Source organism: Tepidibacter hydrothermalis (assembly GCF_029542625.1).
Classification (GTDB): domain Bacteria; phylum Bacillota; class Clostridia; order Peptostreptococcales; family Peptostreptococcaceae; genus Tepidibacter_A; species Tepidibacter_A hydrothermalis.
This window is the reverse complement of sequence record NZ_CP120733.1, coordinates 266,161-281,110: the sequence shown is the minus strand read 5'-3', so window position 1 is coordinate 281,110 and position 14,950 is coordinate 266,161. Positions and strand designations below refer to the sequence as shown.

The 14,950-nt window shown below is 28.5% G+C and carries 11 protein-coding genes and 1 riboswitch; all 11 genes read right to left on the bottom strand.

The features are described from left to right. Positions 1-141: 141 nt before the first annotated feature. A complete protein-coding gene (locus P4S50_RS01120; protein ID WP_277732670.1) occupies positions 142-1,257 on the bottom strand; it encodes a prenyltransferase/squalene oxidase repeat-containing protein in 1,116 nt (371 codons plus the stop codon). A gap of 288 nt (positions 1,258-1,545) precedes the next feature. After that, positions 1,546-4,038, bottom strand: coding sequence for a VWA domain-containing protein (locus P4S50_RS01115; protein ID WP_277732669.1), 2,493 nt, complete (start codon positions 4,036-4,038; stop codon positions 1,546-1,548). Then, on the bottom strand, positions 4,028-4,948 hold the full coding sequence (locus P4S50_RS01110; RefSeq protein WP_277732668.1) for a BatA domain-containing protein: 921 nt from the start codon (positions 4,946-4,948) through the stop codon (positions 4,028-4,030). The genes P4S50_RS01115 and P4S50_RS01110 overlap by 11 nt, the downstream gene beginning before the upstream one ends. Continuing rightward, positions 4,949-5,788: a DUF58 domain-containing protein gene (locus P4S50_RS01105; RefSeq protein WP_277732667.1), complete on the bottom strand. Its 840-nt coding sequence runs from the start codon at positions 5,786-5,788 to the stop codon at positions 4,949-4,951. Then, entirely contained in the window at positions 5,789-6,760 is a 972-nt protein-coding gene (locus P4S50_RS01100; protein WP_277732666.1) for an AAA family ATPase, read from the bottom strand. It lies immediately after the preceding gene. A 1-nt stretch (position 6,761) separates the two neighbouring features. Further along, complete coding sequence (locus P4S50_RS01095) at positions 6,762-8,300, bottom strand: hypothetical protein (RefSeq protein ID WP_277732665.1); 1,539 nt, start codon at positions 8,298-8,300, stop codon at positions 6,762-6,764. Further along, positions 8,284-8,997: a hypothetical protein gene (locus tag P4S50_RS01090; protein WP_277732664.1), complete on the bottom strand. Its 714-nt coding sequence runs from the start codon at positions 8,995-8,997 to the stop codon at positions 8,284-8,286. Before P4S50_RS01090 ends, P4S50_RS01095 begins: the two co-directional genes overlap by 17 nt. 14 nt (positions 8,998-9,011) lie before the next feature. Continuing rightward, entirely contained in the window at positions 9,012-11,006 is a 1,995-nt protein-coding gene (locus P4S50_RS01085) for a hypothetical protein (RefSeq protein WP_277732663.1), read from the bottom strand. Between the two features lie 37 nt (positions 11,007-11,043). Then, the gene (locus P4S50_RS01080) at positions 11,044-12,411 is read right to left on the bottom strand and encodes a DUF4430 domain-containing protein (RefSeq protein WP_277732662.1); all 1,368 of its coding nucleotides are present in this window, start codon (positions 12,409-12,411) and stop codon (positions 11,044-11,046) included. Between the two features lie 845 nt (positions 12,412-13,256). Continuing rightward, positions 13,257-13,447: riboswitch (cobalamin riboswitch) on the bottom strand. Between the two features lie 84 nt (positions 13,448-13,531). Next, the gene (locus tag P4S50_RS01075; RefSeq protein WP_277732661.1) at positions 13,532-14,266 is read right to left on the bottom strand and encodes an amino acid ABC transporter ATP-binding protein; all 735 of its coding nucleotides are present in this window, start codon (positions 14,264-14,266) and stop codon (positions 13,532-13,534) included. Positions 14,267-14,277: 11 nt separating this feature from the next. Next, positions 14,278-14,946, bottom strand: coding sequence for an amino acid ABC transporter permease (locus P4S50_RS01070; protein WP_277732660.1), 669 nt, complete (start codon positions 14,944-14,946; stop codon positions 14,278-14,280). Positions 14,947-14,950: the final 4 nt, after the last annotated feature.

Sequence of the window (14,950 nt, the reverse complement as noted above, 5' to 3'; positions counted from 1 at the left end):
ATAAGATGACATCTTAGTTGTATTCAAAATATCGTTGTATTCACGTTATTTTCATAGGAAGTTTTTGATAACCCACCAAATCTAAAAAAAGAACCCAGATTTCGTTTATACGAAATCCAGGCATCTATAATTGTTATCTAGTTACTTCACTTCTTGCTTGAGAACCTTCATATTAGGATTATTTTTAACCTTATATTTTTCATGAAGCATATCATATACTCCCTTTTCGTTGTAAGCATCTGCAAGTCCGTAAAGTGCTTGTTCAGTTGACATTGCATTATCATATATAGGAAGATCGTCATCTTCACCTAATACATGAGTGAATGCTCCATTTTCAAGCTGAAATTTAAGAAGTGCACTTACAGGATTTTCTCCTTTTGCATTAGTCCACTCATCAGATAAAGGATCTTGACCTAACATTCTAATAGCTTGAATTACCCACGAACAACTCTCAGGATTTTCACTTCCCCAAGATTCAAAACCACCACTATCTAACTGTTTAGTATGAATAAATTTAAGCGCTTTTTTAACATGTGGATTAGAATCATCTTGATCTAAAATTGCAAATGCCATAAGTGCTGCTGCTGTCATATCAACACCAGATTCTATTAATTCATAATCCTTAGGATTCTCATAAGATTTAACATCCCAAGTAAATCCTCCATCATTATGCTGTTGATTCTGAAGCCATTCAAGACATTTTTGCTTATTAGGTATTTCCTCTCCTGCACAGTGAAGTGATATTATACCAAATATATGAGCATTAACTAAATCTTCTCCAACAGGCTTACCAGTTGTATTATCAGCCACTGAATCTGCAAAATGCCCACTTGGAAGCATAGTGCTCTTTTCAATATCAACTAAATTCATTCCACCAAAATTTCTAGGATCTTTTCCAGCTGCACATACTCCTATAATTGTTCTTTGAAAATCAGTATTCTTAGTTTTAGAAAGCATTATTCCTTTCTTAACTTCTTCTTCTCTAAAATATACTCCATTCTTACCATTAACAGTCCACTTAGGAGAACTTACATCCTCACCAAAACCATAAAGCCCAAGTGCTGGCCAATCAAGTATTCCCTTATACTCTTTTCTCTTATAATTTTCATGATAATAATTAACAGTCTTCTGCCCAGCCTTTAAAACATCCTCCCTGCTAATCTTAGAAGCCATCGCTTCAGCATTAAATACACATAAATTAAATACCATCAAAAAACTTAAAACAAATACACTTAAAACTCTAGAAACTTTTTTCATTCCCAATCCCCCTTTTTATTGTTTTAAAATCTCACATCAATCCAAATTGCTTTTAAAATAAGCTACACTTAAAAAATAAGGCTTATTAAAATGTTAGCGATTAGTTTAAATGTTTTCATTATAAAACTTGTATTACATCGTTTGAATATCCGTCAAGAAAGTTCGTTGTCTGACCAAAGGGAGTTTAGAACTTTTAGGATATTCAATAAGACGTAATGCTTAGTTTTATTTGAAAAATTTAATCTATGAGCGGTATTTTAATAAGTTTTATTTTTAGCATACCTATTTTTAAAGCATCCTTCTTACCCCTATATCAGCTATAAACAAGCACAGCGCAATCGGAAGCAATATAAAACTCAACTCCCTAACAGCTCTATTCTTATTTTTTATAGGCACTTTAAAAACATCAACATCCCCATTTATAGAGTCAGCATCATAAAACAAATCTAAATCATCACGCTTTCCAACATCATATTCTGGAGAATAATCTAGATGGATAATTCTCGTTTCATTTTTTAATACTTTATCATTGTCTTTTAATTTAATATTTATTGAGTAATCCCCTGTATTATCTAATGTAAAGCTTCCTTTGAATTTACCAATAGATGCTTCATCTAATTCAATATCATCACTGTAATCTTCTCCATTGATTGAAACCTCTGATTTTAAGTTGGATTTAGTTGAATCTACAAATACATCTACAACTAGACCATACTGCCTAATATCAAGGTCAATATTATTATCGTTAAAAGAGTAGTTTATTACATTCCTCCAGGTATCCTCAAAATAACTAGATTCTATCCAGTCTCTACTCCATTTACCATTTAAGTCTGATGTAAATGCTATTACTTTTCCAATACCATAATTCCAGCTAGCTAGTATAGGATCGTCCTTATCGCTTTTTAGTATAAGATTTGCGTTTTTCTTTATTCCTGCTCCTGTATATCCATATAAATCAGGTATATCTGTATCTTTTAAAATATCTGATTCATTCACTACAACTGGCTTGAACTTTTTGTTATTCAAATATTTCTTAGTTGCTATATATGTTTCTTTTGCAAATATCTTTGGGATATCATAAAGGTTAGTAGCTATGTAGCTTCTTCCATTAGTTTGATCACTCATATTATTTAATACGTTCTTATCAGAATCATTTCCAACTGCTACAGTAGATAATGTAATTTTATCTTCCTTGAATTTATTTAATATAAATTCATATCCATCTTTTTCTGCCTGTCCATCGGATAATAATATTATATGTTTTACTTTTGTATTAGATTTCTTTAGTATATCTTCAGTTTTATTAAGTGCTGGTATTATTAAAGTTCCTCCCTTTGAGCTTAATAGTCCTATATCATTTTTTATTTTTTCTTTAGACTCTACCTTTTGAAATGGAACTACCCATTCAAGCTTATCTGAAAAAGCTAAAACTCCTACATAATCATCTTTATCTAGAATATTTACAGATTTTATTGCAGCTTCCTTTGCCATTTCTATCTTCTTAATACCATTACTGCTATCCTCCATACTTCCGGAGCAGTCAATAACTAGAACTAATCCTGTATTAGGATGTTTTTTATTTCCTTTCATTTCACACTGTACAGGAAGCATTTTTTCTATATTTGTATCTTTATATCCCCCAAGTGCAAATGCTTTTTCTCCACCCACTGCTATTAGTGATGAACCATTTTCTTTTACTACTGTATCTAAATTCTTTTCAAATTCCTTATCCATCTCATCGTACGATACATTAACTAACAATATTTCACTAAATTTACTTAAATAATCTATAGATTTATTTACCTGTTTTGCAGAATAACTCTCATATTCTAAATCCATACTTTTAATTAAATTATTGATATTTTTGGTATCTTCATAATCTCCTATCAGCAATACTCTTGGGGTATCTTTTAGTGTTATAGTTTTAGTAATAGTATTGTTTTTTGAATTAGTATCAGATTTAAAATCTATTTCACCCTTTAAATTTGTGTATTTTGGATTTGAATCTATTCTAAATTCAAATTCATTACTTCCATTTTTTATATTCAATTTTCTATTTAATATCTCTTTATTTTCACTGAACAAATGAAATATTCCATCTCCATTAAAATTAGAATTAACAGTTATAGTTACAGGAATCTTTTCATTAATATGTATATTGTTTGGTATATACATTTTTTTGAGCTGAGCATCCTTGTCTGAGTTAATGTTTTGATTATAGATAACAAGATTTATATTGTTTTCCTTTAATTTATCTACTATCTTATCGTAATTATCTATATTTTCTTTTCCATCTGTTATTAGAACTAATCTTTTATTATCTTTTTCAGGAAAATGATTCATAGAAAACTCAAGAGCATTTTTTATATTAGTAAAATTTTGGTTTGGCTGAGTTTCAAATTTTACTTTATCTAAGTTTTCACTGATAGGTACATCAATCATTGCATCTTTTCCAAATGATATAACCCCTATTTTATCTTTTCTTTTCTTGTTTTGTATTTGATTATCTATGTACTCCTCTATTTCTGTTTTATTTTTAAGTAAACTCTTAGATCTATCCACTAAGAAAATAGTTGTTGTTTTATTGCTTTCTAAAACTAAGCTTACCTTCATAAGAGATAATATGATACATGTAATAGCAAGAAATCTCAATACAACCCATATATAAAACTTCTTTTTAGGAAATACTTTATAAATTTTTAATCCGTTGTATATAAAATATCCTATTATTAGTAATGATATTATTGTAATAAATATATTAGTTTCAAAATTAAATTTCACGTCTATATACCTCCCATTCTATAACCATCAAGAATAGGGCTATTATCAGTATTATATTTTTTATCGTATATCCCGAACTATCTTTCTTATCATCTATATTTTTATAAGTTTGCTCTATATTTTCGTCGTATGACAGCCAGTTAATCATATTTTTAATTAGTATAGGAAAATCGGAAGTCATTACTAAATTAGTTTTATTAAAATTTATAGACGAATATATCTCTTTTGATTTATCATTTACCCCATATATAATTATAGGTTTGTTATCCACACTAAGCATTGTTTTAAATCCTTTCTTTTCTTTCAAATATTCTGTTTTATCCACATATATTTTTTTATTGTGGATATTTTTAGAAAACTCAGAATCTACAATTTTCAATGCTTTCACACTATTAATACTCCCCTGAATATTACCATTTTGTGGATATGTTATCCACTTATTAACATTTTTAGGTAATTCATCAACATTTTTATCCAAGATATACACATCATATTGTTTATATTTCTCACTATACTCATTATCAAAATCAACTTTTATATTTTCAATACTCGATAGAGCACTTTTTATGTATTTGTTATCTCCTATATAAATTATTTTTTTAGTTTTGTTTAGATCTTGATTGCTGCATGATACTATATTTTCATTTTCTTGGTTCTCGTTGATATTCTTTATTATTGTAGGATTAGCTATTGATATTACTACTAACAATCCTATTATCATTTGAATTATTAATAGTAGGTATTTATCTATTTTTCTCGTTCTTACTCCTTCTACTTCTTTTAGTATCTCATCCCAAAATTTAGTTGTAGATACGTACTTCTCTACGACTTGATTTTTCTTAAAATAAAATAGTATTATTACTCCAAGTAATAAAGAAAATAATAATCCTATAGGGTTTAAAAACTTCATTTATATACCCCCTAATGACTTTGACAATATGTTTACTGGGGTTGTATCTGTTTGTGCAAATATGTATTTAATCTCTCTTTGTAAGCATTTTTCTTTTATATTCCTTATAAACTTTTCTACCTTATTTATATATTTTTGTTTTATATTCTTATCAAGGCTAAGTCTAACTATATTTCCACTTTCCTTGTCTATAAGCTTTAGTTCATTATTATAGTCTGGATTTATTTCAGATGGTGATAACAAATGTATCATTACAACTTCTTGGCCTTTTATTATTAAATAATCCAAAGCTGTTTCTATATCTTCATCAAAGAAATCAGATATTATAAATGTTATTCCTGAGCTTGAATTGTTTAAATTTAAGATATCTTTTAAGTTTGTTTTCCCACTAGAATTTAGATTATTTATATCTTCCATTATGTTATAAAAATTATCTTTTCCTCTTATTCCTCTAAAGTTGCAATTTAATTTATCATTTAAAGTATATACACTTAAGTTATCCATTTGCTTTAGTGTAAGATAACTTATTCCGATGGATAACATCTTTCCCATTTCAAATTTATTAGGATTTCCAAAGTCCATAGACGAGCTTATATCAAGTATTACATTTACATTCATATTTTTCTGCTCGCCGAATTCTTTTATATAGAATTCATCTGTTCTCATATAAGCCTTCCAGTCTATTTTTCTAACATCATCTCCTGGCATATATTTTCTGTGGCCATAAAAGTCTAATGAATTTCCAAATCCCCCTGCTTTGTAATTTCCTTTTCCTCCTTTTAATATTTTTTTATATGGCTTTATAATTAATGGTTCTATTTCTCTTAAGAATTTGTCCAATTAGTTCACCTTCTTTAGGATTTCCCTTATTATGGTGTCGGTGTCTATTTTGTCTGCCATGGCCTTAAAGTTCAAAAATATTCTATGTCTAAGACAAGGATAAGCCATACAATATATATCCTCCATACACACATTAAATCTCCCCTCAGATAATGCTTTGACCTTAGCTCCTGTTATGATTGCTTGAATTCCCCTTGGACTCACTCCACACTTAACATAATTTTTTACTGCATCAGTAGTTGTCTTATCTGGATGAGTTTCAAGCATTATTTTAACTGCTTTTTCTTTTACATTACTAGGTACAGGTATTTTCATAGCAGCTTTTTTCATCTGTATTAAATCATCAACCCCTACCTGCTTTTTAATATCAACCTCATTATTATCACAAGTAGTCAAATCAACTATTCTATAAAGATCCTCCATTTTAGGAAGCTTAATATTAATCTTAAACATAAATCTATCTAACTGTGCCTCTGGTAGAGAGTATGTTCCCTCCATTTCAAGAGGATTTTGAGTTGCTAAAACAAAGAATGGCTGAGGTAACTCATATGTATCATTTCCAACAGTTACTGTTCTTTCCTGCATAGCTTCAAGCATTGCACTTTGAGTCTTAGGTGTTGCCCTATTTATCTCATCTGCAAGAACTAATGAACTAAATATAGGTCCTTTCTGGAAAGAAAATTCTATATCATCATCTTTCTTATTAACTATTACAGTTCCCGTTATATCTACAGGCATAAGGTCTGGAGTAAATTGAATTCTTGAAAAAGGTAGATCAAGAACCTTACCAAACGTCTTAACAAGAACAGTCTTTCCAAGACCAGGAGTTCCCTCCATTAATACATTTCCCCCAGATATTACACCTATAAGTACACTTCTTACTATCTCATCCTGTCCTACTATCTGTTTTTTTACCTCACTTAATATATCTTCAAAATAATCTTGAAAATTCTTAACTACTACTTCCTCCATATTAATCCCCCCCATTTAATCTTTTGAAATAATCCGTTACAAGATCTCTATCTTCAAGTGGTATATCCTGCTTAAATATATAATCCATCCCCTCTTTACTAAACTCTTTTTCTATACTATCAAGTGATTTATAATCCCCTTTTATCTCACTTACGTTATCAGAGTATTTATTATTTATAATCCCATCTTCTCCAGTAACTCCACTAACACTTGAAATTTCGTTACCATTATCTTTAAGACGAGTTGATTCTTCATTTCTTTTTATATGACCTTCTTGTGATTGTTTATTTGAATCTGAGCTTGAATCAACATTTCCTCCTACTCCATTTGAATTTGCCATCTTTTTATTTGCTGCATTCCCCATGGCCATTTCATTCGGGTTCTCAAATCCATTTTCCCCATTATCTAATTCATCATTATCACCGTTTGCAAAATCAGACCCTTTCTTATCTCCAAAGCTTTTAAATCCTTCTCCTTCTTTTGAAATCATTCTTTCTTTCATGCTTTCAAGTTTCATATCTGCTTTCTTTGCTATTTTTAATTTCTTCTTATCTTTATTTAATATATCAGCAATATCTTTTCCTGAAGAATCACCCTTTTTTAAACAGTCTTTTATTTTATTTAAAGCTTCACTATTAGTACTATTTTGTATTTTTTCTATATTATCTATCATCTTGTCTTTTTCTTCTTGTGTAAATTTCTCATCCATTAAAGCTTGTTTTATTCTATCTATATTTCGAGAATCAATTGCAGTTTCAATACTGTTATTACCTTGTTTTACTCCCTCAAAAACAGAGCTTACATCATTCATATAACTTTCATTTATTTCGTTTAGTTCACTTTGAGCATTATTAATATCAACTGATCCTTGATTATAATCATCAGCTTTATTCAATTTTTTCTCTAGATTATCAAGAGTTGATAATAATATTTCCTTATCCTTTTTATCTAAGTTTTCTTTATCTATATTTTCTTTAATCTCTTTTTTAATATCAGCTACCTTTTGTGCTTCTTGTTTTATATCATCATTTATATTTTGTTTTTCTATAGCTATATCTTTATTATTTGATGGCACAAAATATATCCCTAAGGATAATACGATTACCAATAAAGAGATAATAATTCTTTTAAACTTAATATGTATTTTGTAATTCTTAATAACATTGAAACTATCAAGCATTTCTTTTAAATCATCTTTAAATAAATTTATAATACTATCATCATTATTCTTATACTCTATATAGGTTATCAATCTATCCTTAAGCCCCATCTTATCCCCTATTAATGCTGTATTTTTTATACTCGGTCTTTTAATTATTCCTCTTATAATACCTACTCCAAGTAATATAGCTCCTATAATAATAGATTTTTTTATGAAGTAGACAATAGGAATCACATGAATTATTATTGTAAATCCTAAAATAATAAGAGAATATATTAATAAAGAATCTATTAAACAACCTATAATATTGTTAATCCATATCTTATTTCTAAGCTTTTTTAAAGTTATATATATTTTATCTTTATAAATTTTGGCCACCCTCTTTTGAACTATTCACTTTATTAAACTTTAAATCTAATATATTAAATATCAATACTACCATCCCCCAAAATACTAAATAACAAATAACAGGATAATATCCCATTTGATTATCAATCATTTGACTATAACTTATGCCGACTATATTAATAAGTGGATTTAAGAAAAATATAATTGGTATATCTTTGTCATAAATGGTTGTTAATACAATATTTGCATAATTAGTATAAAAAAATAAATAAACACTGCTTAAAACAATAGTTATAAAAATAAACATTCCTATAAAGAAGTTTTTATTTTTATATTTATTACTAATATTTTTAATACTTAATATAACAGTTCCCCACAAGGATTGAATAATCAATGGAATAAATATATTAACTTTGTTAAGCTGCCCCAGCATAAAGATAATAAGTATTATTGGAACAGCTGATAATGAAGCTATTAAGCTTTCAATAATAATTTTCAAATATATATTTATATAAGTATAATTTATATCCCAAAATAACATTATCAATGTGAATAACAACATGGAAAATCCATTAAAGTATATATATGCATATTTATAAAGTGACGGATTATATCCATCTACCCTTAATGAAACCATCAAATAATAACTTATAGATGTAATGCTTAGTATAATAAGATAAGCTATTATGTTAATTTTATTTTTCTTACTTATATCAAATACATCCATCAAATAATCCCCCCCTAATCAAGTCCATTTACTGAAATTTGAGGAAGTATTACCCTTCCACTTCCTGTTAGCCTTAAGCTCAAAGGACCTTTTGATGTGCATTCATATATTTGTTTTTCTTCTAATTTCAAATCATTCAATGCTTCCCAACTATTTGTGACTTGATTAAAATATTCTAAATACAAATCATCAGTATCAGCTTTCGTAAAAATATCTATATTATATGCTTTTAAATCATCTGGAATCTTATAATAAAGAGTAATAATATCTCCTTTTTCTAAGACATATTCTCTTTTCTCCTGTACTTTTTCTGTATTTTGTCCATAGTCTACAACTGGCTTTATAGTTTCACAAGGAGCATAATTATTACTTTTTAATTTCACATCAAATACATTCATAGAAAGCTCTTTTATCTTCTGATCTTTGTCATCGATTTTTAATTTATTATTTTCATTACTAAATCCTATAAGCTTCACATTATCAAGATCATCTATATTATAGAAATAGTACTCAAGCATATCTCTTTGATAGTTATTAAGTTCTGCATCTTTGCATATCTTTTCAATATAGTTGTAATCTCCTGTATTTCTAAGGTTATGATCTATTTTATAATTAATATTTACGACTTCTTTTCCATCTATATCTCCTATATTTATAACTGTATCCCCTGCTATCAAAAATGAATTTATCATCTTATTAACTAAAATATTTTTTATCTCTCCGTTTAAAATATCATCTTTACTTAGGCTTATAGTTATATCTTCAGATTGGGTATCTTCAAAGCCATGGCTATAAATATGATAGTTTTCCTTATCCGTATATTCTATTTTTTTATCAATTAAATCCACTTCATACTTTTCACTATCAACTGCATCTAAGAACTCTGAATTAAATGTAGCAATATCAATACTATCCTTTTTGTAAGGATATATATTAGCAAGATTATAAGTATACAAACCATCCTTATAAACTTTAATACTAGCTAAAGCTCCTTTAGTACTTTCAAAACCTCCCCAAAGAGCTAAACAGTAAAATACAACACAAAACCCAACTACAACTGATAAAAATGAATATTTATTATACTTTTTAATAAAAATAGATAAAGTTAATAAGAAAATATATATTACCAAAATAGCTATAAGAAAGTATAAAGAACTATACTTTGGTTTTAATATATTATCGCAAGAGTTATAAAGCTTTTTAATCTGATTTATATTACTTTCAAAGTTCACTGGATTATTAATTTTAGTCATCAAAGCTGGTGTAATATTTTTTTGCAAAACATTATTTATTAGATCCTTATTTTCTAAATCAACAGGTATTACGATACCATCGCCTAAATTAATCTTTTTATCTAAATTTTTTAATACACCAGTCAAATTCTTATAAGCATATTTTCCATTTCCAACTAGAACTATATTTCCTCTTTTTATATAATTTTGAAGGTTTTTTTGTCCTTTTTCTGTTAACTCCTTAGTACTAAAATTATCTAATACCATAAAATCTATATTATAAATTTCATCAGTTGTATAATTTAAAGTACTATCTAGTTTTACAACTTGAACATTATCCTTGTCCAAAATATTTATATCATTCATATAATAATAATCTTCATATTTATCACTCAAAATTCCTACAAATATAGTATCTTGACTATATATTTCAGGTGATACATCAGTAGCGTCTATTACATCATCATTTCCAACATCAACAGCTATATCATTTTCATTAAATATAGGAATTGCAAATTCAAAAGATTTCTTAGTATTCTTCTCTAAATCTACTTTATGAGTGTATACCCTATCCCCAACGTTTACATTTAATCTACCACTATATTCTGTATTCTTTGATTCAACAGTTACTTTAATAGGATTAATTCCCCCTAATTTACACTTTCCATCAAACCCAATCTTTGTATTTATACTTATATCTGAATCTGCATAACAACTAATCCCACCAATACAAAACATAAATATAAATACACTTAAAATAATCCCTATTTTTTTCATCTTATCCCCTCATTCAGCCTGTATTAAAAACATATTTTTAATTACTATAAGGTACATTCTCTATTTTATTCTTACTTATCACGGCACTAAAATGCTTATCGAGTGCCTTTGGATTATTTATGAGAGTATCAACTGCCATATTTACTCCTTCATCATTAGTTCCCGTAACCATCCATATAGGCTTTGTACTTCCCATGCCTGCTGCATATGCATATATTGCTCCACCCGTATCATAAGATGAAATGGTATTTCCTTTAAAATCTAAGCCATGAACCTTACCATCTTCAAATTTGACATACGTTCCTACTAATTTATTCTTTTTGTTTATATCATTTATAACCTTACTTCCTTCAGATAGCTCGTTCCAAGCACCAATAAGAATATAATACTTTTTGGGTTTATTCAGAACAGATGAATCATATTCACTTACATCAACCTGCTTTACCCCCTTACTAATCAAACTAGTTTTTAGATTTTCTGCACTTTGCTTATAATTTGGAGTGTACATTATTACTGTACCTGGGTTCTTTCCCATAAAACCATTTCTAAATGGTTGAGGATAAGATCCAATAACAGCTGGTGCAAACATAGTAACACTCCAGTCATGATAATCCCACCATATTACATCTCCAGCTTGTGGTCTATATTCACCAATTCCTATAGGAGCTAGTATTCCATTTACCCAATAGAACCAATCTGATTTTTTCCTATCTTTACCTGTATGAAAAGTGTAATTAGATTCAAGCCCATTTATACTATTAACAAATCCTCCACCATAAGCTGTTTGAATATCTAGATTTCTAAATAAAACCTCCATACCAACTTCATCTTTTACAAGGCCAACATTCTTGGCGTACATTTTCTTCTTTCCATAATCCCTTGTTACTACTAAATTAACTTTATATGGACTTTGTATATCTCCTGATGCCTTATATTCATTAGCATTTTCACCAGAAGGTGTTCCCTCTTTATATTTAACCTCACCTTGAACAGGTCCTTTATATCCCTTATATGTAACTCCGTCTATTACCTTAGTATCTGATTCTAATTTATTATCTTTTTTATTTTCCTTGTTAGGTTCTTCTTTTTTTGCTTCCTCTTTTACTTCCTTCTTATCTTCTTTAACTTCTGCATCTTTACTATCTTCTTTCTTTTCATTTTCTGTAGCTGTTTTTGATTCCTCTTTGACTTCTTTATTGTCTTTGGTTTCTTTAGTCTCACTTACATCTTCTTTTTTCTGCTTATCTGTTCCCTTTTCTTGTTTTATATTTTCCTCAGTTTTAGTTTCATTATCTAAGTTTGATACAATTTTTGTCTTTTGACCCCCACATCCAAATAGACAAAACAAACTAAACATTAAAACTAAAATGATAGAAATATTTTGTATAAACTTCCTATTTTTCACCCATTATTCCCCCTAATATTTTTTTAATTTTCTTATCAAATCTACTCAAAGTCAGGTAGGTTATCAAAACTGTCTATAAAAAATTCGCTTCATGCTACGCATGGCTCATGTCGCCAACTAGTCCTACGGACTCAGTTGCTTAAAAATAGTTGTAAGTATAGTTTTTAATCTATACTATCTATAGATAAGAAATTGTATAATTCCTTTATCTAATAACTCCACTGATGCAACGATATTTTGAATACAACTAAGATTTTGTCTTATTAATAATCCTAAAATTTACGAACTCCCTATGGTCAGACACACAAATTTCTTAACGTATTATTAAACGACAAAACTCAAGTTGTGTTAGTCAAAATATCTAAAAGCATTCACTAACATTTTTATAGAAAGTTTTTTAATACTAATCCCTATAACATGAAATTGATCCTGCCTCACTATAAGAGAAAAATCTCTTTATTATATCTACTTAAAATTTAAGAACTGCACTTAAAAAATAAAGGGGATTAATAATGTTAGAGAGTGGTTTAAATATTTTCATATAAAACTTGAATTACAGCGTTTGAATATCCGTTAATAAAGTTCGTTGTTTGACCGTTAGGGAGTTTAGAACTTTTAGGATATTCAATAAGATGGAATTCTTAGTTTTATACGAAAAATTTAACACATGAACGGTATTTTAATGCCCTTTATTTTGGTGTTAAGAAATATGATTTTTCAACTTAACCTCAATCTCATTTACTAATTTTAGAAAAACAAAAAGACCTTTTCCGATAACGAAAAAGGCCTAGATATACATTGAGTACACTAAAAACATATATCTTACTTTCCTCAAAGTCGGAGGATCTAAGAAAATTTAATATACAGGTATTCTGGCTCTCGGATCATCTTTAGACTAAACCTTCCCAGATTACTATCCAGTGGCAAACATAGTCCTAATCCCCGATTACAGCTGCGACTACAGCAAGGGCATCTCACCCTTTTCCCTAATATACTAAACGATTTTTTAAGTTTTATATAGTTAAGTTCATTATAGCATTTTTTACCATATTGTCAATTAAATGGTATGTTATAGTTAAAAAATGAGAAGCTCCTATTATGGCTTCTCATTTAATGTGCTTTAAGACTTTACTTGTTTTAAAAATTCTATTGTTCTTTCATTCTTTGGATTATTAAAAATCTCATCTGGTGAACCTTGCTCAACAATGTTTCCACCATCCATAAATATAACTCGATCTGCTACTTCTTTTGCAAATCGCATTTCATGAGTAACAATAATCATTGTAGTATGATTTTTTGCCAATCCTCTTATTACATCCAAAACTTCTCCTACAAGTTCAGGATCTAATGCAGATGTTGGTTCATCAAATAGCATAATTTTAGGACTTACAGCCATGGCTCTACCAATTCCAATTCTTTGCTGCTGTCCTCCTGATAATTTTGAAGGATAGATATCTTTTTTATCTAGCAATCCTACTTTTTCTAATATATCTAATGCAATCTTTTCTGCTTTTTTATAATCCATCTTTTTTACTACAATCAACGGCTCAAAAATATTTTGTATTGCTGTTTTATTTTTAAAAAGATTGTAATTTTGGAATACCATAGAGGTAACTTTTCTCAATCTATGTATTTGTTCTTTTGTTACATTTTTTGTGTTTATCTTTAGATCTTCAATTTCGATTTCTCCTTTATCAGGAACCTCTAAATAATTTATACATCTAAGTAAAGTAGATTTTCCTGTACCTGAAGGACCAATTACTGCAACTACTTCACCTTTTTTTATTTCTAAATCAATTCCCCTTAGAACTTCTAATTTGGTAAAGCTTTTATGTAAATTCTTTATTTTTATCATACTAACACATCCTAATATCCTTCACTCATCTTAATCTCTAATTTTTTTTGTAAGTATCCAAGCAATGATATAATCCCCCAATATATAATAATCACATCTGTAAAAGCTTCGAAAAATCTATATGCTGCAGCTCCTTCCATTTGAGCTGTAGCCATTATTTCTGTTACTCCTAACGTAAATGCAAGGGATGATCCTTTTATAATATCAATAAAATTATTGGACAAAGCTGGCATAGCCACTCTTGCAGCTTGTGGTAAAATAACCCTTCTCATAGCCTGAAGATATGTCATTCCTATAGATAAAGCCCCTTCCATTTGTCCTTTATCTACAGATGATATGGCACCTCTAATAGTTTCAGACATATAAGCTGAAGCATTCAAACTTAATCCGATAACTGCAGCTGTAAAAGCATCCATTCCTTTTAAACTTGGAAACATTTGAACCAGCCCAAAATATAAGAAAAACAATTGTGCTATGAGTGGAGTTCCTCTAAAAAATGAAACATATATTTTTGTAATAGGATATATAATTTTTATTTTAGTTTGAATAATTAATGCAACTATAATTGCAATCATCAATCCAAACACTAAAGATAATACAGACATAAAAATGGTCACATGTAGATATTTCAACATTAATGGAAGTAGACCCAATGCAAAATCCAAACTAAAAACTTCCATATTT

Excerpts from the sequence above, each read along its gene's own strand:
- P4S50_RS01085 (WP_277732663.1), bottom strand. The coding sequence starts at position 11,006 with ATGAAAAAAATAGGGATTATTTTAAGTGTATTTATATTTATGTTTTGT.
- P4S50_RS01070 (WP_277732660.1), bottom strand. The coding sequence starts at position 14,946 with ATGGAAGTTTTTAGTTTGGATTTTGCATTGGGTCTACTTCCATTAATG.
- P4S50_RS01075 (WP_277732661.1), bottom strand. The coding sequence starts at position 14,266 with ATGATAAAAATAAAGAATTTACATAAAAGCTTTACCAAATTAGAAGTT.
- P4S50_RS01100 (WP_277732666.1), bottom strand. The coding sequence starts at position 6,760 with ATGGAGGAAGTAGTAGTTAAGAATTTTCAAGATTATTTTGAAGATATA.
- P4S50_RS01120 (WP_277732670.1), bottom strand. The coding sequence starts at position 1,257 with ATGAAAAAAGTTTCTAGAGTTTTAAGTGTATTTGTTTTAAGTTTTTTG.
- P4S50_RS01090 (WP_277732664.1), bottom strand. The coding sequence starts at position 8,997 with ATGGATGTATTTGATATAAGTAAGAAAAATAAAATTAACATAATAGCT.
- P4S50_RS01110 (WP_277732668.1), bottom strand. The coding sequence starts at position 4,948 with ATGAAGTTTTTAAACCCTATAGGATTATTATTTTCTTTATTACTTGGA.